Raw genomic sequence first — 19,535 nt, 5'->3', positions numbered from 1 at the left:
TGCCCGTTGAGCCAAAGGCTCATCTCAGGAGTTTCTCTCGAACATGTCATTCAACGAACTGGGTCTGTCTCCGCATATTCTGCGGGCCGTCAAGGAGCTGGGTTACGAACAGCCAACCCCCATCCAGCAGCAAGCGATTCCGGCCATTCTGGCCGGTCAGGATGTGCTCGGCGGCGCTCAGACAGGCACAGGCAAAACGGCCGGTTTCACCCTGCCGATGTTGCAGCGTCTGCTGGCCAACCACGGTCGTGGCCGTCGTCAGGTGCGCGCACTGGTACTGACCCCGACCCGCGAACTGGCGGCCCAGGTTGGCGAGAGCATCATCAAGTATGCCCACCACCTGCCGTTCAAGACTCTGATCGCCTATGGCGGTGTCAGCATCAAGCCCAATCTGGACGCCATCAAGCTGGGTGTGGACATTCTGGTCGCCACCCCGGGCCGTCTGCTGGATCTGCTGACCCAGGGCGCTCTAACCCTGAGCCAGCTCGAAGTGCTGGTGCTGGATGAAGCGGATCGCATGCTCGACATGGGCTTTATCGTCGACATCCGCCGCATCATGAAGGCGCTGCCTGCAGAGCGGCAAACCCTGCTCTTCTCTGCCACCTTCTCAAACGACATCAAGGCGCTGGCGGATGATCTGCTGAACGACCCCACCCTGATCGAGGTTGACCCCAGCAATACTGCTGCCGAGCAGGTAACCCAACGCATCATTCAGGTGGATCGGGAACGCCGCCGCGAGCTGCTCTCCCACATGATTGGCCGTGGCAACTGGCAACGGGTGCTGGTGTTTGTTCGCACCAAGCAGATCGCCGACCGCCTCGCCCAGCAGATGCAAAAAGATGGTCTCAATACCGTGGCGATCCACGGTGACAAGAGCCAGGGAGCCCGCAACCGGGCGCTGGCCGATTTTCGCAGTGGCGAGGTGCGGGTGCTGGTAGCGACCGATATCGCCGCCCGCGGTCTCGATATCGATCAACTGCCCTACGTGATCAACTTCGAACTGCCCCAGATGGCGGAGGATTACATCCACCGTATCGGCCGCACCGGCCGCGCCGGTCGTGGCGGCGAGGCCATCTCGCTGGTCAGCCAGGACGAGCTGGGTCAGCTCAAGGCTATCGAAGCCCTGATCGGCCAATCCCTGACCGTGGAGATCCTGGAAGGGTATGAGCCAAGCGGCAAGCCGAGTCGCCAGACTCTGCCGGGCAGCAAGCCGGTGCAGAACCCGCCTCGGGCTCGCGGTCATGCCAACGCCAAGAGCAGCAATGCCAAGGGCAAGCCAGCCGCGGGCAAGGGCAAAGCCAAGGGGGACGCCAGCAAAAAACCTGCACCGGCCCGCAAGCGGGAAGTAGTGGGCGAGGATATCGGCTTTGCGCCAATGCGCCGCTTGCCCAAAGCAATGCGCGACAGCTATCAGGAGAGCAGCGACGAGTAAGCTCGCGCGCGACGCTAACTGCCAAGCCAAAAGAGGGAGCCTGCAAGGCTCCCTCTTTCGTTATGGATCGCACGGAGTCGTGCAAGTGCTCCGTGCAAATGCTCCGCTCGGGCTCAAACCAGCGAATGGCGCACCGCGGCGGTACCATGGCTGGGCGGCGCTGAACCATTGAGCGGATTGAGCTGCAAGAACTCGAACAAGCCAGCCTGCATATTGACGTTCCAGAAGCGGCCGGCGAGGGTGAGTTGCAACCGTGCGTTCTCGATCTCGGCCAGCCCGTGCTGCTGCCAGGCGGCAAAAAGCGGCATCAGATGGGTCAGCAAAGGCGCTGGCAGACGATCCAGCGCCAGCACGCCACTGTCGAGGGCGCCACGCAGCAGACCGTCCATCCTTGCATTGGGATTGCGTCCCATCACCATCCCGGGCGCCCGCTTGCCACTGGCCAACGCGTCATGCCAGGGGGCCAGATCCCGTCCATACATCAAGCCGTGGCCAAGAATGCTGCCCCCAGCACCGGCGCCAAAGGGGAGGATCTCCGCACCGCGCTTGGCCATCTGGTTATAACGACTCTGCTCGGCCGGGCTGCGCCGCCAGTGACTGCAAGAGAGACGCTCCCAGCCGTGAGCTTCCAGTTGCGCCCCGCCATAGGCATACATGGCCGCCCGCTGCTGGCCATCGGCGAGCCAATCCAGAGTGCCCTTCTCCTGCGCCCGCTCCAGATTGGTGCCCTGCATGGCGATGAGCTGGTAGAGATCGACCCCGTGTACACCACTCGCCATCACATCGCGGATATCCTGCTGCCACACTGCATCATCCTGACCGGGCAGACCAAAAATGAGATCCGCCACGATCACAGCCGCATCATCACGGGTCAGCTCACCCAGACGGGTCAGCAGCGTCTCCCTGTCATCGAAACGGGCCGCCTGCTGACGCACCCGGGTATCAAAGCTCTGCACCCCGAAGGAGAAGCGGTTGAAGCCCCCCGCCAGCGCCGCCTGCCATTTCTCATCATCAAAGCCGTTGAGGCGTCCCTCCAGCGTCACCTCGGCATCGGCCGCCAGCGGAAAACGGCGGATCACGGCGGCCAGCATGGCCAGCTCGTCGGCGCTCATGTCGGTCGGCGTACCGCCCCCCACATAGACGGCTGAAAACTGCATGCTCTGCGCCAGCGGGGTATCAGCCGCCTGCGCAAGGGAGGCGCACAAGGCGTTGACATAGCGGTTGATCCGCGCCGGGTTGGCGCCATTTTCAAAGAAATTGCAGAAGCTGCAGCGCTTGCGGCAAAACGGAATGTGGATGTAGAGGGCGCGCTCCTCAGCTTCACTCTCTCGCTGCCACCAGCTCTGCCAGCCAGCCTCATCCAACTGGAAGGGGCGCATCCCTCCCCGACTGGCGTGAGCCGAGGTCTTGGCGCTAAAAGCAAACTTGAGGGGATCCGGCGTGGCAATACCGGTCATGGAAGGGGTCAGATTCATGATGGTCACTATTATCAGCAAATAATGACAATGATAACGATTATCGTTACTGGCAATTTGTTCTGGATCAACCCGAGGAGCAGCCCCCCTCCCGAAAGGCATTTTGGCAACCTGCATTACCGATCTGCTTAACAGATTATTTACTCAAGAGTGGTTATCGTGTGCCGATAGAGAACCATCTCCCGCCGTTTCTTCGTCTACGATCAAGATGATACGGGATCACATAACAACACCAAGCGCATGGAACTTGCCCAAAATGCATAACCTCTCCTTGAACTGGAAAATATTCCTCCCTCTTGCGCTGGTCATCAGCACCACCTTTGGCCTCTGCTTCGAACTCTCCGCCTGGCTGCAACGGGATCTCGCCATCCGGCTGGCAGAGGAGAAAGTTGAGAGCATGGCCAACACCTATATGGATCAGGTGAACGTGCTGATGATGACAGGTGGCATGGCCAACCGGCAGATAGTGCAGACCAAACTCAAGAGTGAAGCGGGCATCGTTGAGGCCCGTCTGGTGCGCGCACCGGCCGTCAGCAACCTGTTTGGCCCGGGTCATCCGGATCAGAAAGCGCAGGATCCCCTCGATGAGCGTGCCATCAATCAGGGCGAAGCCATCCTGGAGCAGCAGGGCAACCGGCTCACCCTGATCAAACCGTTCAAAGCCTACAAGGAGTATCGCGGCACCCAGTGCCTCACCTGTCACCAGGTCAATGAAGGAACAGTGATGGGGGCTGTGCGGATCAGTTATGACCTCAGCCACACCTTCGGCGAGATCCGCCACAACAACCTGATCCTGAGCGGCAGCCTGGCCGCCGTCTTCAGCATTGGCTTCGGCTTGCTCTGGTGGGTATTGCAACGTTACGTGAAACACCCACTGCGCCAGTTGCAGCTCACCATGATCCGGATGGCCAAAGAGCGCGACCTCGCCCTCCCCCTGGTCAATGACAGCCGGGATGAACTGGGCCAGATGACCCGCGCCGTCAATGACATGGTGCAGGGCTTCCGCCACAGCCTGCAGGAGGTGGAAGGGGCGACCCACCAGCTCTATCAGGAATCAAACCAGATCCGTCAGGTGGCGACCCAGACCGAAAACTCGGCCCGCCAGCAAGAGGGGATGACCACCCAGGTCGCCGCCGCCGTGAGCGAGCTGGCCGCCAGCTCTCATGAAGTGCGCGAACATGCCCGCCACAGCGCCGAGCTCTCCGCCCTCACCAATCAGGATGCTGCTGACACCAGCCGCCTCGCCCAGCACTCCATCACCGACATGGGCGAGATGTCGGCAGAGATTGATCGGGTGGATCAGGTGATCCAGCAGCTCGACAGTCGTTGCCTGGCGGTTGACGGTGTGCTCGAGGTGATCAAGGGGATTGCCGATCAGACCAACCTGCTGGCCCTCAACGCTGCGATTGAAGCGGCCCGGGCAGGTGAGCAAGGCCGTGGCTTTGCGGTGGTGGCCGATGAAGTGCGGGCCCTCTCCAACCGCAGCCGCGCCGCCAGCGAAGAGATCTCCCAGATGATCGCCGCCCTGCAAAATGAGGCCCAGAGCGCAGTTACGGTGATCGGGGATGCAAAAAGCAAAGCCGATGAGAGCATCAGCAAGACCGAAGCGACCCTGGCAGCCATGCAGAACATCATCGAGCGCATCGCCCGCATCAACGACCTCAACGCCCAGATGGCGCAGTCGGCCGAAGAGCAGGACAGGGTCTGCCATGAGGTAGACAGCTCGGTGAGCGATATTCGCAACACCTCCAACGACACCCTGGGTCAGGCGCACGCCGCCAACCTCGCCAGCATTCAGCTGGTAGAGCAGTGCCAGAAACTGGAGGCGCTGCTGAAAACCTACCGCTGGTAATCCACTTCACATATGAAAAAGCGCGACCCGAGGGTCGCGCTTTTGCTTTATGGATTCGATTTGGCCGAGCGGCCGCGTTGCTATTCCAGCGGCGCGTTGACGATTAACAGCGCCACCGGGATGGTTTTAGCGGGCGTTACGGGTTGCGACGGCATCAGCCAGGTTGCGTAGCAGCACTTCGGTATCGGCCCAACCGATGCAGGCATCGGTGATGCTCTGGCCGACGGTGAGTTCACCCCCTTCCACCAGATCCTGACGACCTTCCACCAGATGGCTCTCCACCATCACCCCAAACACCGCCTTGCTGCCGGCACGCAGTTGGCCGGCCACATCCTCGGCCACCACCATCTGGTTCTTGAACTGCTTGCTGCTGTTGGCATGACTAAAGTCGATCATCACCTTCTGCGGCAGACCGGCCTTCTCCAGCCCCTTCACAACTTCGCTGACATGGGCGGCGCTGTAGTTCGGCTCACGACCACCACGCAGAATGATGTGACAGTCCGGGTTGCCGCGGGTCGCCACGATGGCGGAGTGACCGTATTTGGTAACCGACAGGAAGTGGTGCGGCGCACTGGCGGCACCGATGGCATCGATGGCAACCTTGATGGTGCCGTCAGTGCCGTTCTTGAAGCCCACCGGGCAGGAGAGGCCGGAGGCCAGCTCGCGGTGTACTTGGGATTCAGTGGTACGGGCACCGATCGCACCCCAGCTCATCAAATCCGCCACATATTGCGGGGTGATCATGTCGAGGAACTCGGAGGCAGTCGGCAGCCCCATGTCGTTGAGATCCAGTAACAGCTTGCGACCAATGCGCAGACCGTCGTTGATCTTGCAGCTGTTGTCGAGGTACGGATCGTTGATCAGCCCCTTCCAACCCACTGTGGTGCGCGGTTTTTCGAAGTAGACCCGCATCACGATCTCCAGCTGACCTTTCAGCTCGTCGCGCAACGCCTTGAGGCGCTTGCCATACTCCAGCGCGGCAACCGGATCATGGATGGAGCAAGGACCAATCACCACCAGCAGACGATCATCTTCGCCGGCCAGGATATTGTGAATGGCCTGACGGGATTCAAAAACGGTGGACGAGGCAACCTCGGTAGCCGGAAACTTCTCAAGCACCGCAACCGGGGGTAATAACTCTTTGATTTCACTGATACGAACGTCGTCGGTTTGATGCTGCATGACAAGGCTTCCTGCTAGATGACTGCGATTAGGAAATCTCAACATAGCCCGCGACAGGGCATGTGTAAATAGGAAATTACAGCAATCATAAAACTATTTTATATATCAATCTTGCAAGTTATTGAAATGATGCTAGGCGAAATGGAAGTGCGGATGAGGAAGGCAAAAAGGCCCGCTCAGCGCGGGCCCGAAGCGTCGGTGATGACGGGTTTGTCAGTGATCAGCCACGCTGGCTGATACTGGCCAGCTTGTCGAAGTAATCCGGGAAGGTCTTCGAGGTGCACTTGGGATCATTGATGGTGACCGGGATATCCGACAGCGCCACCAGCGAGAAGCACATGGCGATACGGTGATCGTTGTAGGTATCGATCTCGGCATGCTTGAGCTGGGTCGGCGGGGTCACGGTGATAAAGTCATGCCCCTCCTCCACTTCGACGCCCAGCTTGCGCAGCTCGGTCGCCATGGCGTGCAGACGATCGGTCTCCTTCACCCGCCAGTTGTAGATATTGCGAATGGAGGTCGGCCCCTCGGCAAACAGCGCGGCAACCGCGATGGTCATGGCCGCATCGGGAATATGGTTCATGTCCATATCCACTCCGTGCAGCGGTGCCTGCTCCGCCTCGATGAAATCATCGCCCCAGATGATGCGCGCGCCCATCTTCTCCAGCACATCGGCGAAGTGAATATCACCCTGAATGCTGTGCTTGCCGATACCGGTGACCCGTACCTTGCCCTTGATGGCGCCCGCTGCGAGGAAGTAAGAGGCGCTGGAGGCATCTCCTTCCACCAGAAAGTCACCCGGGCTGATGTAGGTCTGGTTGCCCTTGATGTAGAACAGCTTGTAGTTGTCGTGCTCGATGACCACCCCGAACTGCTTCATGATGTGCAGAGTGATGTCGATGTAAGGCTTGGAGACCAGCTCCCCCTTGATGTGGATCCGCGTATCACCGGCCGCCATCGGCGCTGCCATCAAAAACGCGGTCAGGAACTGGCTGGAGACGGAGCCATCAACGTGCACATCGCCGCCCCAAAGCCCCTTGGCATCCACCACCAGCGGCGGATAACCATCGTGTTTGAGGTACTGGATATGGGCACCCGCTTCACGCAGGGCATCCACCAGATGGCCGATGGGACGCTCTTCCATGCGCGGCTCGCCGCCCAGGGTATATTCACCGGAGCCGAGGCACAGGGCGGCGCACAGCGGTCGCATGGCAGTACCGGCGTTGCCGAGGAACAGATTGACCGGCTCTTTCACCGCAAAACTGCGACCCAGCCCCTGCACGGTGCACTCGGTCTTGTCGGCGGAGAGCTTGTACTTGACCCCGAGCTGGGTCAGCGCAGCCAGCATATGACGAATGTCATCGCTGTCGAGCAGGTTGGTCAGACGGGTGGTGCCACGAGCCAGCGCCGCCAGCAGCAGCGCACGGTTAGAGACACTCTTGGAGCCGGGCAGATTGACCTCACCGGCCACACGAGAAATGGGTTCCAAACGCAACGAATTCATAGACTTCCTGTGCTATCTCAAAAATAAACGCCTGTCCGGACGTTAACAGCCTGCGTCCCGCTCGGCAAGGGCACTTTCAGGGGAAATCGCACGGCAAACGCCAGCGCGCAGGTTCTGTTGAAAAAAAGACGCCGGGGTATCCCAGGCGTCTTGAATCACTGCAATAGCTGGAAGCGGCTCACGGGTTGTCACGAGAGGCCGCCAGCAAGCATGTTAGTACTCTCTTCTCAGCCGTTGCGCTTGGCAAAACCATCCATAAAGCTCACCAGGGCCTTCACTCCCTCCAGCGGCATGGCGTTGTAGATGCTGGCGCGCATGCCACCGACGATGCGGTGCCCTTTGAGGGCCAGCAGGCCGGCCGCTTCCGATTCGGCCAGGAACTGCTTGTCCAGCTCGGCATTTTTCAGCTGGAACGGGATGTTCATACGCGAACGGCAGCTGACATCCACCTGATTGCCGTAAAAGCTCGACTGATCGAGATAGTCATAGAGGAAGTCGGCCTTCTCCTTGTTGCGCGCTTCCATCGCCTCGAGGCCACCCTGTTCCTTGAGCCATTCGAACACCAGACCGGCCAGATACCAGGCGTAGGTGGGCGGCGTGTTGAACATGGAGTCGTTCTTGGCAGTGAGCTGGTAGTCGAAAATCGAGGGCACATCGGCTCTCGCCTGATCCAGCAGATCATCGCGCACGATGGCGATGGCAAGCCCGGACGGCCCGATATTTTTTTGGGCACCAGCATAGATGATGCCAAAGCGGCTCACGTCGAGAGGACGGGAGAGAATGGTGGAGGAGAGATCCGCCACCAGCGGCACCTCGCCGGTGGCCGGGATGTCGAACATCTCGATGCCGTCGATGGTTTCGTTCGGACAGTAGTGAACATAGGCCGCATCGGCGCGAAACGCCGGGGTCGGCAGCAGGTGGGAGATCCCCTGCTCGTTCTTGGCAACCCCCTGGAAGGTCTGGATATCGCCATACTTTTTGGCTTCATCCACCGCGCTCTGGGACCAGACGCCGGTCAGCAGGAAGTCCGCTTTCTTGTTGGCGCCGCCCAGCAGGTTCATGGGCACGGCGGAGAACTGACCGCGGCCGCCACCGTGCATGAAGAGCACCTTGTAGTTGTCCGGCACCGCCAGCAGTTCGCGCAGATCCGCTTCGGCCTTCTCGGCAACCGCCATGTAGGGCTTGCCGCGATGGGAAAGCTCCATGACCGAGGCTCCCAGCCCCTGAAAGTTACAAAATTCGCGCTGGGCGCGCTCCATGACTTCAACCGGCAGCATGGCGGGGCCGGCGCAGAAGTTGTAAATCTGTTTGCTCATGACGCTTTCCGTGAGTGGATGAGAGTAATCGATGACTTGTCAGGTTTTACACAAGAGCAGCCAGCGGATCAAAGGCTTTTTGGGAGCTGGCTCAACCTTTTACCGTCACTCTGCATCCCCCTTGCAGGAGAAAAAGCCCTGAACGGGTCAGGGCTTGCAGGGAACATGCACAGAAATGGCGGGCAGAGCGCATAAACGACCACAGCTCAGCCATTTCTGACGAATTTACAGTTTGGCGGTGAGCTCCGGCAGCAGGGTGAAGAGATCCCCCACCAGCCCATAGTCAGCCACCTGAAAGATGGGGGCATCGCTGTCCTTGTTGATGGCCACGATCACCTTCGACTCCTTCATCCCCGCCAGATGCTGGATGGCGCCCGAAATACCGACCGCGATATAGAGCTCGGGCGCCACCACCTTGCCGGTCTGCCCCACTTGCAGATCGTTGGCGACATATCCTGCATCAACAGCGGCTCGCGATGCCCCCACCGCCCCACCCAGCTTGTCGGCCAGCGCCTCAATCAGGGCAAATTGCGCCTTGGAGCCCAGAGCCCGGCCACCGGAGACCACCACCCGAGCGGCGGTCAGTTCGGGCCTGCTGGAGCGCACCGCGCGGCGCTCGACCAGCCGGGTACGACCAGCGAATTCGGGCACGGCCAAGCGCTCGATGAGAGCCTGCCCGCCTGTCGCCGCCTTGGCAAACGCGGTGGCCCGCACCGTCATCACCTTGACGGATGCCGAACTTGCCACTCTGGCGATGGCATTGCCCGCATAGATGGGGCGCAGGAAGGTATCGCTGCTCTCGATAGCCGTCACCTCGGAGAGCATCTCCACCCCGAGCCGGGCCGCCACCTGTGGCAGCAACGCCTTGCCCATGGCACTCGCCGCCATCAGGCAGTGGCTGTAACCTTCGCACCAGCTGGCCAGCAGCTTGTCCACCCCATCCAGCAGCCCGTCGGCCAGCATCGGATGTTCGGCAAGCAACACCTTGCCGACGCCGCCGAGAGCTGCCGCCTGTTCACTCGCCTCGGTCAGCCCCTGACCCAGCAACAGCAGGTCAACCTGACCGCCGATGGCTCCGGCGGCGGTGACCAGTTGTGCCACGTTGTCGGCCAGATGGCCCTGATGATGTTCGGCAATGATCAGCACGCTCATGGCAGCACCTTCGCTTCGTGTTTGAGTTTGTCCACCAGCTCGTCCACCGAGCCCACCTTGATCCCGGCGCTGCGGGCTGGCGGCGCCATCACCCCGAGCAAGCGGGTCTGATTGGCCACCTCAACGGCGAGTGTAGAGAACGGAGCGCTATCAAGCGGCTTGCGCTTGGCCTTCATGATGTTGGGCAGCGAGGCAAAGCGCGGTTCATTCAAACGCAGATCGGCGCTCACCACCGCAGGTAAAGGCATGCCCAGGGTCTCGAGGCCACCGTCGATTTCGCGGGTCACCAGCAGCTCAGCAGCTTCCACCTTGAGGGCGGACGCGCAGGTCGCCAGCGGCCAATCATTGAGGGCAGCCAGCATCTGGGCCACCTGATTGTTGTCTGAATCGATGGACTGCTTGCCGAGCAGCACCAGATCCGGCTGCTCCTGCTCACACACCTTGTGCAAGGCGCGAGCGACAGTCAGCGGGGCGAGCGCCTCATCGGTGACACTCTCACAGGTTATATAATGCAGTGCCCGATCCGCCCCCAGCGCCAGCCCATGGCGCAGTTGCTCGGCGGCAGCGTCAGGGCCGAAAGTCACCACCACCAGCTCGCTGGCGATACCCGCTTCCCGCAGCCTGACCCCCTCCTCCACCGCAATTTCACAAAAGGGGTTGATCCCCATCTTCACATTGGCCAGCTCCACGTCGGAGCCGTCTCCCTTCACCCGGATCTTGACGTTGTAGTCGACTACCCGTTTGATCGCGACCAGCAGCTTCATGGGGTCATGCCTCGTCTCTTTGGATTGAATTCATTAGTGTGCCTCTGCGTTTGTTGCAGTACGCTCTTCCCTGATTTTTTGCTTTTTCTTGCTCAGTTTTGCTTACAACTGCTTTACGTTTACGTAAACTACCAGCATTACCCTAGGCCAACCAGAGCGCAGAGGCAAGATGGAACGGGAAGCAATGGAATTTGATGTCGTCATCGTCGGCGGCGGTCCGGCGGGGCTCAGTGCAGCCATCGCCCTGAAACAGCAGGATGCCACTCTCTCTGTCTGTCTGCTGGAGAAGGGAGCGGAAATTGGCGCCCATCTGCTCTCCGGCGCCCTGTTTGATCCCGTCGCCTTGCAAGAGCTGCTGCCGGATGGCTGGCAGCAAGCGCCGCTCGGCGTGCCGGTCAGCGACGATCAGGTTCATCTGCTGCAAAGCGAGCAACGCTCCCTGCAACTCCCCGCCTGGGCAGTGCCGCCCCGGATGCACAATCAGGGTTGCCATGTGGTCAGTCTGGGCAATCTCTGCCGCTGGCTTGGCCAACAGGCGGAAAAACTGGGAGTCGAAATATACCCAGGATTTACCGCCAGCGAACTTATCATGGAAGCGGGCCAGGTCAAGGGGGTCATCACCGGCGATCTGGGGCTGGATCGCGCGGGCAATCCAAAAGCTGATCATGTGCCCGGCATGGCGCTGCTCGGTCGCTACACCCTCTTTGCCGAAGGGGCCCGCGGTCATCTCGGCAAGCAGCTGATCGCCGCATTCAACCTGGCAAGCGCTGCCCAGCCCCAGCACTATGCCATCGGCTTCAAGGAGCTGTGGCAACTGCCTGCTGGCCAAGGCAAAGCGGGACAGGTGCTGCACGGCAGTGGCTGGCCCCTTGGCAAGCAGGGGGGCGGCAATAGTCACGGCGGTTTCTATCTCTATCACATGGAGGGGGATCAGGTGGCAGTCGGGCTGATTGTCGATCTCAACTACCAGAATCCCTGGCTCAGCCCGTTCGACGAATTCCAGCGCCTCAAGCATCACCCGCTTATCGCCGGCGTGTTGCAAGGGGGTGAGCGCATCAGCTATGGCGCCCGCGCCATCACCAAGGGGGGCTGGCACGCCCTGCCCCGCATGCACTTCCCGGGCGGACTGCTGATCGGCTGCGATGCCGGCACCCTCGACTTTTCCCGGATCAAGGGGATCCACACCGCCATGAAGTCCGGCATGCTGGCGGCAAAAACCGTCGCGATGGCCCTGCGGGGGGGCGATGAAGGGGGTCGGGACCTGGCCCAGTATGGTGACGAGCTGCACCAGAGCTGGCTGGCCCACGAACTCAAGGCAGCACGCAACTTCGGCGCGGCGCTTCACCGCTATGGTCCCTGGTTGGGCGGTGCCTTCAACTGGCTGGAGCAACGGCTGTTTGGCGCAAACTCGCCCTTCAAGCTGCTCGATAAGGCTCACGACTACCGTCAGCTGCGCGTGGCCAGCCGCTGCGAGCCCATTCGTTATCCCAAACCCGATGGCAGACTGAGCTTTGACAAGCTCTCGTCTGTATATCTGGCCAACACCAGTCACGACGAGGATCAGCCTTGCCACCTCAAGCTGCAGGACGAGCGCATTCCGGTCGAGGTCAATCTGCCCACCTGGGCCGAACCCGCCCAACGCTACTGCCCGGCAGGGGTGTTTGAAGTGCTTGAAATGGAAGGCGCGGCCAAACTGCAGATCAACGCAGCCAACTGCATCCACTGCAAAACCTGCGATATCAAGGACCCCAGTCAAAACATTATCTGGACGCCGCCACAGGGGGGCTCCGGGCCCAATTATCCGAATATGTGATGAAGCGGGGCAGCGGCAACAAGCAGCCCCGGCTAGCCCTCCCCCATCCAAAGGCTGGGTTCTACCCCGCATAGCAGCTCAGGTGATCCGACCTCGCTGTTTTTTTGAACAAACAGGCTGAATCCCTGATGAATAGCCCCTGACAAGCGCGGCCCGCCCCTGTATAGTTCGCCGCATTCAGGTTTTCCATCGGCCCGATCTGCTTATCCACGGGATCGCCTTCTGCAGCGATCTAAGGCCGCATGACCTGTGCAACCATCCCTGATTACCCATGACTTTTTAAGGGGGGACAGATGATCACCGCCTACATTCTCAACAACAAGGTGCTGGACATAGTCACGCTCGGGCCTGACGACATAGTACCTGACAACACGGTCTGGCTGGATGCCTACAAGCCGGACACGGCAGAGCGAGAATGGTTGACGGGCCTGTTCCTGGAAGAGGTCCCCGACAAGGAAGAGCTCGACGACATCGAAGCATCCGCCCGTTTTTACTGGGATACCGATGGTCTGCACATTCACTCCCTGTTTCCCCAGCGGATAGGTCGTGACACCAAGGGTGTCCACGTCTCCTTTACCCTGCGCAACAACCTGCTGATCAGCATTCGTGAAGATGACATCGGGCTGGTGCGCCTGCTGCGCCACTATATGCGCCAGGATCGGCTGGAAGTGGAGGATGCCCTCGACATCCTGCTGGAGGTGCAAAACCTCAAGGTGGAGTACCTCTCCGACCTTATCGAAGATGGTTACAAAACGTTGGAGAACACCGCCGATCAGATCTTCGAACCAGATCAGATCAACCCCATGCTCAAAGAGTTGATGGCACAGGAAGAGGCCAACGGCCAGATCCGTCTCTCTCTGCACGATACCCGCCGCGCCCTGCGTTTCCTCAAACGCAGCCTGCGCCAGCGCATGAGCCTTGAGCAGAACAAGTGGATCGACGAGATGCTGCACGACGTGGAATCCCTGTTGCCCCACACCCAGTTCTTGTTCGACAAGATCAACTTCCAGCTGGAGGCCTCCATGGGGGTCACCAATCTGGAGCAGAACAAGGTGATCAAGATCTTCTCGGTAGCCGCCGTGATCTTCCTGCCGCCGACCCTGATCGCCAGTATCTACGGCATGAACTTCGGCCGCATGCCGGAGCTCGCCTGGGAGTATGGTTATCCCATGTCACTGGTGCTGATGGTGATGTCATCGCTCGGCACCGGCCTCTTCTTCAAGCGCAAAGGCTGGCTGTAACGCAGCCGACGCACGCTGCGATATCTGAAGAAACGGATTGGGGGGCATGGCCCCCCGATTAATTTGCGCCACTCCCAACGCCTTGCAAAGGACGCTTCGTCGCCCCATATCCCTTCCATCACTCAATTCAAGTGGATAACGGGCAACCATGACCCTCTACCCCGAACACCGATATGACGATCACGGCCAGTTGCGCCCGCCCCTCTGGTTCTGGCCCATCGCCCTGTTGCTGACCCGCTCGGTCTGGCTATTTCTGATGGCGGGAGTGACCCGCGAGAGCGGCAGCGAGATCCTGACCCTTTTTTATCCGGACAAGATCACCCTCTACATCAGCCTGCTGACCGACGTACCCGCCATGCTGGCGTTGCTCGCCTGCGGGGGCACCTATCAGCAGACCCAGAGCATTCGCGCCAGACTCCGGCGCCACAGCCCGCTGCTGCTGCTCTGCTCTGCCGTCAGCGGTCTGCTGATGCAACTGCACAGCCTCAATCTGCAGAAGTGGTCATTCAGCTGGCCCACCGCACTGGTGCTGGTCGCCAGCCTCTGGTCACTCTGGTATCTGCTGCGCAGTCGCCAACTACGGGAATATGCAGCAGATCAGCCCCACTGAAGGGGCTGATACCTATTGACGAGTGACCCGGATCTGCAGGGTCTGGCGCTCGCTCTGGCTGCCTCGACCGCCCTGTAGCTGGGTGCCGAGGCTACTCCCCTGATCCGCTGAGCTGGTCGAAAGCTCGCCCACCGTCAGCCACTGGCCCGGGGCCCCGCTCACCTCGGTGGCACTCTGCCCACGATTGATGGTGCCCTGATCCAGCCTCGCCTGTTCGCTGCTCAGCGCAATCTGCACCCGATCGCCAATCAAGGTGGCCGTGGCATAGAGGCCGTTCACCAGCGGCATCATCCCCACCACGGCGCCCCCGTTCCACTGATAGAAGGTGACCGGCTGATAGGAGCCCATCTGCAGCAGCACGGGACGGCCCGACAGCCCGCGCACCTGCCAGCTGTCGTTCTGGCTGCGCTGGTACTGCCGGGCGTTGCCATCGACCAGCCACTGCCGCTTGGCCTCGTCGCGACTGATTGAGCCCCCCAGTTGCTGACCGCTGGCGGCACCATCGACCCGCCACTCGATAAGCAGACTTTGCGGCGGCTGGTTGACCTGCGCCAGCGTGGCTTCGGCCTCCTGCAGCTGGGCTGGCGTCCCGCTCAGCACCAACTGGTTCCCCATGGCACTCACCCCAAGCTGGGGGTAGATCTCCTTGAGGGTCTGCACCGCCGCCTGCGCCTCGAAGACCGGGATCACTTTCACCTCAGCCCACAGCGACGGGCTCCACAGTCCCATCATGCAGCCAAGCCACAGCAGCGCCCTGCGGCCAACCTTGCCCATCCGAACCATTACGCTCTCCTCGTTCTCTGTGCGTAGACCCACACCCGCAGCCAACTGATCGGCCTTATTCCGCTCACCCGTCGATGATGAACCCGGCGGTTGCCAAAAAACAATCGGGAATGCAGCAACTCCGTGATTTCCCACGGTATGAGGCTCTCATTCCACGCCCGTTATCGCGTAAGATAGCGCCATCATAGTTGCCCAAGCGGAATCCATCATGTTGAAACAGCTGTTGTTACTCCCCCTCGCCCTGCTGCTGGGGGCCTGCTCGCTGACCCAATACAACGTCAGCGAGGCCGAAATCAATCAGTACCTCAAGGATCAGGTCTCTTTTGAAAAACAGCTGGGGATCCCCGGCATCATGTCGAGCAAGATCCGTCTGGACGAGATGCAGAGCCGTATAGGCCGCAAACAAGCAGATCGCATCGAGCTGGACGCTGCTGGCGACCTGCAGGTGAGCAGCCCCCTTGGCAGCCAGCAGATGAAGATCCGCTTTGCCCTGAGTGCCCGTCCGGACTATGTGGCCGATCAGGGCGCCATCTATCTGCGCGACCTTGAACTGGTCTCGGTCAAGACCGAGCCGGCCGATATCGGGGCCGCCCTCACCCCGCTGCTGCCCACCTTCAATCAGTCGCTCTCCCTGTTCCTGTCGCAGACCCCGGTCTACCGCCTCGACAGCAGCCGCAAGAACGAAGCCAGGATCAAGGAGAAGGTCGAAGCCCTCAAGGTAGAGCCGGGCCGTCTGGTCATCCCGTTCAAGCTGCTCTGATCCCCGCAGCGCTGGCACTTTCAGCGCAATAAGCAGATAACCGTCCTCTTCGACAGCGCACATCCAGTTTAACGTGCAGCCGAATGGGGCGGTTTTTTACTTCTCAAGTTCCCCTCAACACAGCATAATGCAGACCATTCTCATTTAGATTCGTCATGAGAAGCGTCAATAATAAAACCAATGGTGAGAAGGGACATGAGAAAAACCGTACTGGTTCAGGCGATCGCCTGCGCACTGATCAGCGGCGCCGCACACGCTGCCGTCAAAGTCGAAGACAAGACATTCAATACCGCCGCCAACATGCTGGCCTATACCGAATTCGAGCTCTCCGGTGAGCCGCTGGCCGAAGCGCTGGGGCTAGATCTGGATGTGCTGGATGCCAACCGTGCCGATGAGCCGACCCCGTTCGACTTCGCCGCCGGCATCGAATCATACGAATACTCCGAAGAGGCGATGTACGCCCTCAACTACCAATCCGGCATGGGCCCGCATCTGGTGAACGGGCCACAAAACCTGGCCCGTGGCGGCACCATGGCCTCTCTGGGGCAACGGGTGTTGGCCATGGCCGATGCCGTTGGCTTCCCGGCTGATGAAGTGCCGCAGGGCATGTATCCCCTCTCCCTGCCCTACGCCTCCGCCAATCCGGAGTTTGCCCAGGCCGTCAACGCCACCCCGGTCAATGGCGACCAGATCACCATCAAGACCGCCAAAGGGACCGAGAAAACCGTCAAGACCCAGGTACCCGCCTACTTCCGCGACTACAGCACCCTGCGCTGGAGCGGCAGCGACAACCTGCTGGTGCCCGCAGCGGTGGGCGGCATCCTGCTCAAAGAGGTGATGTGGTCACAGGACTTCCTCGGCGGCATGCACGTAGCCGAAACCGATGAAGAGGTAGAAGCCGCCTCCGCCACCATGGATCAGGATGGCAAGCACAAGCTGGGCGTCTCTGCCGCCGATGGCTTCAACGGCATGATGCTGACCGAGCAGTCCATCGACAAGCTGGCCATCATGCAGAATCAGCTTGGCTTCGACGGTAAACAACTGGGCGCCAAGATCACCCCGCAGTACGATCCTGCCAAGGGCGTTGTCTACTTCCCCCATCAGGTGAAAGTGACCGAAACCAGCAACAACGATGCCGGTGCCATCGGCAAGCTGGAGGTGGTGGATGGCTCCGCCCAGCTGCGCGATGCCTGGATGATGCTGTGGCCGCTCTCCGAGTTCTATGCCTTCAGCGATCAGCGCAGCGCCAACACCAACCAGAACCCGGCCTTCCACGCCGTGTTTGACGGCGCGCCGTTTGCCGCCGCACCGGCTGCCAACAAGACCAATGACTTGGGCAAAGCGGTCGCGGGCAGCGATGCCTTCTCGCTGGCGATCAATCTCTCAAACCTCACCTTCAAGAACCTGGCAGCCCTGCACTTTGATGCCAAGGCTGGCACCCTGGTCGACAGCTGGCAGGCAGGCAAACAGGGCAAGCACGTCACCACCTTTGACGCCGCTTACGCACTGGTCGCCCTGCAGATCTTCCAGCGCGCTCAGGATGCACTGCCGGTCGGTTACGCCGCCGGTGACAATGGCGAGCTGAACCTCAAGACCAAGCAGGGTCAGCAGGCGCTCGACTTGATCCGCAAACAGGCCGATTTCATCCTTGCCAACCTCAAGGGCAAAAATGGTCTGGTGCATGACGGCATCACGCTAGGTGGCAAGCTCGATGCCGGCAACTCCATCGATGCGCAGTTCGCCGCCATCCGTGGTCTGACCGCCGCGTTCCTCGCTACCTCCGATGCCAAGTACCGCACTGCCGCCCGCGAGCTGTTTATCGCTGCCGACAAGGCCTACTTCAATGACAAGGCGGGCACCTGGCTGGCGGGTAAACAGGGTGAATACACTCCCTGGACCCAGGCTGCCATCTCCGGCGCCCTGCGCTCTGCCATGCTGAACCTGCGCAACGAAGGGGCCGAGAAGGCACCCGAGCTGGAGCTGGCCAAGCTGACCGGTCAGTACGTCAGCTGGTTCCGTGGTACCGTCAACGGTGGCATGCAGATGGCCGAGTGGATCGGTGACTCCGGCGAGAACATCATCGAAGGTGCCGGCAGCGACACCGATGAAGATGGCGTACCGCAAGTGACCGCTGCCGGTGGTAAGCACGGCACCGCCATGGTGATGGCCGCCAAAGCGGTGGTTAGCGAATAATCCTCGCCATTCACCAGCATGAAAAAGGGAGCCAACTTGGCTCCCTTTGCATTACAGCGTCTGACACAGTTTCAAGGGCTTTCCTCAAACCAGCTTGTCCAGCATCTCCTTGGTCACCAGCACAATCCCCTGCTCGGAGCGGTAGAAGCGGCGGCTATCCTCATCGGCATTCTCGCCCACCACCAGCCCATCGGGCAGCACACACCCTTTATCCACCACCACCCGGCGCAGACGGCAGCCGGCACCAATCTCGACCCCGGGGAAGATGATGGCCTGATCCAGGGTACAGAAGGAGTGCACCCGCACATTGGTAAAGAGCACCGAGTTGAGCACAAACGACCCGCTGACGATGGTACCGCCCGAGAACATGGAGTTGATGGTCATGCCATGCTGACCATTGCGATCCTGCACGAACTTGGCCGGTGGCGTCAGGGTCTGGCTGGTCCAGATGGGCCAGTTCTGATCGTAGATATCGAGCTCGGGCAGCACGGAGGCGAGATCCATGTTCGCTTCCCAGAAGGAGTCCAGCGTACCCACGTCACGCCAGTAGGGCTTTTGTCCCTCGCGCGCCCCGACACAGGACATGTTGAAGGGGTGAGCAAATGCCATCCCCTCCTCCACGATGCGGGGGATCACATCCATCCCGAAGTCGTGTTTGGAGTCCTGATTATGAATATCCTCCTCCAGCAGTTGATAGAGGTACTCCGCCTCGAAGATATAGATCCCCATGGAGGCCAGCGAGCGATCTTCGCAACCCGGCATGGCGGGCGGATTGGCCGGTTTTTCGACGAAGGCGCGGATCTTGCGCTGCTCGTCGATATCCATGATCCCGAAGGCGGATGCCTCAGCCCGCGGCACCTCGATACAAGCCACCGTAACCTTGGCGCCAAGGCGCACATGGTCGAGCAGCATAGCAGCGTAATCCATCTTGTAGATGTGATCCCCCGCCAGCACCACCAGGTATTTGGGGCCGTAGTCACGGATGATATCGACGTTCTGATAGATGGCATCGGCGGTGCCGCGATACCAGTGCACCTCGTCCACCCGTTGCTGGGCAGGGAGCAGGTCGATGAATTCGTTCATCTGGTAACGCAGGAAGGACCAGCCCGATTGCAGGTGACGCAGCAGACTGTGAGACTTGTATTGGGTGACTACACCAACGCGGCGGATCCCCGAGTTGATACAGTTGGAGAGCACAAAATCAATGATCCGGAATTTGCCACCGAAATGGACGGCAGGCTTGGCGCGGTTGTCAGTCAACTGCTTCAGGCGACTACCACGTCCACCCGCCAGCACCAGTGCCATACTCTGGTTCAATAATTGTCGTGCTTTGGCACTATTTTCGGGCTCTAACAACATGATTTACCTCTGCCTTGTTTGATCTATTTTCAACTCATCTTCGCCTGTTTCGGCACCTGTGAAAGTGGTTTCACTCACATTTAACCGATCTCAATTGAC

Annotated in this window: 15 protein-coding genes; 7 read left to right on the top strand and 8 right to left on the bottom strand. The window is 60.2% G+C overall.

Features of this window, described 5'->3' with window-relative positions; all coding sequences use genetic code 11:
* The first annotated feature begins 43 nt into the window (after positions 1 to 43).
* Positions 44 to 1,432 (top strand): DEAD/DEAH box helicase, encoded by a 1,389-nt coding sequence (locus I6L34_RS20215; protein WP_058057455.1) that lies wholly within the window; start codon positions 44 to 46, stop codon positions 1,430 to 1,432.
* A gap of 113 nt (positions 1,433 to 1,545) precedes the next feature.
* Here I6L34_RS20215 and hutW read toward each other — a convergent pair whose 3' ends face one another.
* Complete coding sequence (gene hutW / locus I6L34_RS20210; RefSeq protein WP_216955222.1) at positions 1,546 to 2,907, bottom strand: heme anaerobic degradation radical SAM methyltransferase ChuW/HutW; 1,362 nt, start codon at positions 2,905 to 2,907, stop codon at positions 1,546 to 1,548.
* A 256-nt stretch (positions 2,908 to 3,163) separates the two neighbouring features.
* Here hutW and I6L34_RS20205 point away from each other — a divergent pair, with 256 nt between their 5' ends.
* Positions 3,164 to 4,759 carry a methyl-accepting chemotaxis protein gene (locus tag I6L34_RS20205; RefSeq protein WP_058057453.1) on the top strand — a complete coding sequence of 532 codons (1,596 nt, stop codon included), beginning with the start codon at positions 3,164 to 3,166 and terminating at the stop codon, positions 4,757 to 4,759.
* 126 nt (positions 4,760 to 4,885) lie between these two features.
* On the opposite strand, the gene aroG is transcribed toward I6L34_RS20205, so the two are convergent.
* The 5 genes from aroG to I6L34_RS20180 all read right to left on the bottom strand — a co-directional run bounded on the left by aroG (position 4,886) and on the right by I6L34_RS20180 (position 10,677).
* Positions 4,886 to 5,941, bottom strand: coding sequence for a 3-deoxy-7-phosphoheptulonate synthase AroG (gene aroG / locus I6L34_RS20200; protein WP_058057452.1), 1,056 nt, complete (start codon positions 5,939 to 5,941; stop codon positions 4,886 to 4,888).
* A 220-nt stretch (positions 5,942 to 6,161) separates the two neighbouring features.
* Positions 6,162 to 7,445, bottom strand: coding sequence for a 3-phosphoshikimate 1-carboxyvinyltransferase (gene aroA, locus I6L34_RS20195; RefSeq protein ID WP_216955221.1), 1,284 nt, complete (start codon positions 7,443 to 7,445; stop codon positions 6,162 to 6,164).
* Between the two features lie 227 nt (positions 7,446 to 7,672).
* Positions 7,673 to 8,761 (bottom strand): 3-phosphoserine/phosphohydroxythreonine transaminase, encoded by a 1,089-nt coding sequence (gene serC, locus I6L34_RS20190; protein WP_058057450.1) that lies wholly within the window; start codon positions 8,759 to 8,761, stop codon positions 7,673 to 7,675.
* 225 nt (positions 8,762 to 8,986) lie between these two features.
* Positions 8,987 to 9,913, bottom strand: a complete 927-nt coding sequence (locus I6L34_RS20185) for an electron transfer flavoprotein subunit alpha/FixB family protein (protein ID WP_058057449.1) — start codon at positions 9,911 to 9,913, stop codon at positions 8,987 to 8,989.
* A complete protein-coding gene (locus I6L34_RS20180) occupies positions 9,910 to 10,677 on the bottom strand; it encodes an electron transfer flavoprotein subunit beta/FixA family protein (RefSeq protein ID WP_058057448.1) in 768 nt (255 codons plus the stop codon). The genes I6L34_RS20185 and I6L34_RS20180 overlap by 4 nt, the downstream gene beginning before the upstream one ends.
* A 169-nt stretch (positions 10,678 to 10,846) precedes the next feature.
* Between I6L34_RS20180 and I6L34_RS20175 the strand changes: the two genes are divergently transcribed.
* From I6L34_RS20175 to I6L34_RS20165, 3 genes are all read left to right on the top strand, one after another.
* The gene (locus tag I6L34_RS20175; RefSeq protein ID WP_058057447.1) at positions 10,847 to 12,490 is read left to right on the top strand and encodes an electron transfer flavoprotein-ubiquinone oxidoreductase; all 1,644 of its coding nucleotides are present in this window, start codon (positions 10,847 to 10,849) and stop codon (positions 12,488 to 12,490) included.
* A 293-nt stretch (positions 12,491 to 12,783) separates the two neighbouring features.
* A complete protein-coding gene (gene corA, locus I6L34_RS20170) occupies positions 12,784 to 13,731 on the top strand; it encodes a magnesium/cobalt transporter CorA (protein WP_005337059.1) in 948 nt (315 codons plus the stop codon).
* 148 nt (positions 13,732 to 13,879) lie between these two features.
* Positions 13,880 to 14,341, top strand: coding sequence for a DUF2919 domain-containing protein (locus I6L34_RS20165; protein ID WP_042657897.1), 462 nt, complete (start codon positions 13,880 to 13,882; stop codon positions 14,339 to 14,341).
* Between the two features lie 12 nt (positions 14,342 to 14,353).
* Here I6L34_RS20165 and I6L34_RS20160 read toward each other — a convergent pair whose 3' ends face one another.
* The gene (locus I6L34_RS20160) at positions 14,354 to 15,124 is read right to left on the bottom strand and encodes a hypothetical protein (protein ID WP_042080398.1); all 771 of its coding nucleotides are present in this window, start codon (positions 15,122 to 15,124) and stop codon (positions 14,354 to 14,356) included.
* A gap of 208 nt (positions 15,125 to 15,332) precedes the next feature.
* Between I6L34_RS20160 and I6L34_RS20155 the strand changes: the two genes are divergently transcribed.
* Positions 15,333 to 15,884 carry a lipoprotein gene (locus tag I6L34_RS20155; RefSeq protein WP_005337065.1) on the top strand — a complete coding sequence of 184 codons (552 nt, stop codon included), beginning with the start codon at positions 15,333 to 15,335 and terminating at the stop codon, positions 15,882 to 15,884.
* 195 nt (positions 15,885 to 16,079) lie between these two features.
* Positions 16,080 to 18,077, top strand: a complete 1,998-nt coding sequence (locus I6L34_RS20150; RefSeq protein WP_216955220.1) for a hypothetical protein — start codon at positions 16,080 to 16,082, stop codon at positions 18,075 to 18,077.
* A gap of 84 nt (positions 18,078 to 18,161) precedes the next feature.
* On the opposite strand, the gene glgC is transcribed toward I6L34_RS20150, so the two are convergent.
* The gene (glgC, locus tag I6L34_RS20145; protein ID WP_005337070.1) at positions 18,162 to 19,436 is read right to left on the bottom strand and encodes a glucose-1-phosphate adenylyltransferase; all 1,275 of its coding nucleotides are present in this window, start codon (positions 19,434 to 19,436) and stop codon (positions 18,162 to 18,164) included.
* Between the last annotated feature and the right edge of the window lie 99 nt (positions 19,437 to 19,535).

Origin of the sequence: Aeromonas sp. FDAARGOS 1404 (genome assembly GCF_019047085.1) — a bacterium.
Lineage (GTDB): Bacteria > Pseudomonadota > Gammaproteobacteria > Enterobacterales > Aeromonadaceae > Aeromonas > Aeromonas veronii.
Note: the sequence above shows the minus strand (reverse complement) of the source record. Positions and strands in the feature narration are given on the sequence as shown.

Excerpts from the sequence above, each read along its gene's own strand:
- I6L34_RS20215 (WP_058057455.1), top strand. The coding sequence starts at position 44 with ATGTCATTCAACGAACTGGGTCTGTCTCCGCATATTCTGCGGGCCGTC.
- hutW (WP_216955222.1), bottom strand. The coding sequence starts at position 2,907 with ATGAATCTGACCCCTTCCATGACCGGTATTGCCACGCCGGATCCCCTC.
- I6L34_RS20205 (WP_058057453.1), top strand. The coding sequence starts at position 3,164 with ATGCATAACCTCTCCTTGAACTGGAAAATATTCCTCCCTCTTGCGCTG.
- aroG (WP_058057452.1), bottom strand. The coding sequence starts at position 5,941 with ATGCAGCATCAAACCGACGACGTTCGTATCAGTGAAATCAAAGAGTTA.
- aroA (WP_216955221.1), bottom strand. The coding sequence starts at position 7,445 with ATGAATTCGTTGCGTTTGGAACCCATTTCTCGTGTGGCCGGTGAGGTC.
- serC (WP_058057450.1), bottom strand. The coding sequence starts at position 8,761 with ATGAGCAAACAGATTTACAACTTCTGCGCCGGCCCCGCCATGCTGCCG.
- I6L34_RS20185 (WP_058057449.1), bottom strand. The coding sequence starts at position 9,913 with ATGAGCGTGCTGATCATTGCCGAACATCATCAGGGCCATCTGGCCGAC.
- I6L34_RS20180 (WP_058057448.1), bottom strand. The coding sequence starts at position 10,677 with ATGAAGCTGCTGGTCGCGATCAAACGGGTAGTCGACTACAACGTCAAG.
- I6L34_RS20175 (WP_058057447.1), top strand. The coding sequence starts at position 10,847 with ATGGAACGGGAAGCAATGGAATTTGATGTCGTCATCGTCGGCGGCGGT.
- corA (WP_005337059.1), top strand. The coding sequence starts at position 12,784 with ATGATCACCGCCTACATTCTCAACAACAAGGTGCTGGACATAGTCACG.
- I6L34_RS20165 (WP_042657897.1), top strand. The coding sequence starts at position 13,880 with ATGACCCTCTACCCCGAACACCGATATGACGATCACGGCCAGTTGCGC.
- I6L34_RS20160 (WP_042080398.1), bottom strand. The coding sequence starts at position 15,124 with ATGGTTCGGATGGGCAAGGTTGGCCGCAGGGCGCTGCTGTGGCTTGGC.
- I6L34_RS20155 (WP_005337065.1), top strand. The coding sequence starts at position 15,333 with ATGTTGAAACAGCTGTTGTTACTCCCCCTCGCCCTGCTGCTGGGGGCC.
- I6L34_RS20150 (WP_216955220.1), top strand. The coding sequence starts at position 16,080 with ATGAGAAAAACCGTACTGGTTCAGGCGATCGCCTGCGCACTGATCAGC.
- glgC (WP_005337070.1), bottom strand. The coding sequence starts at position 19,436 with ATGTTGTTAGAGCCCGAAAATAGTGCCAAAGCACGACAATTATTGAAC.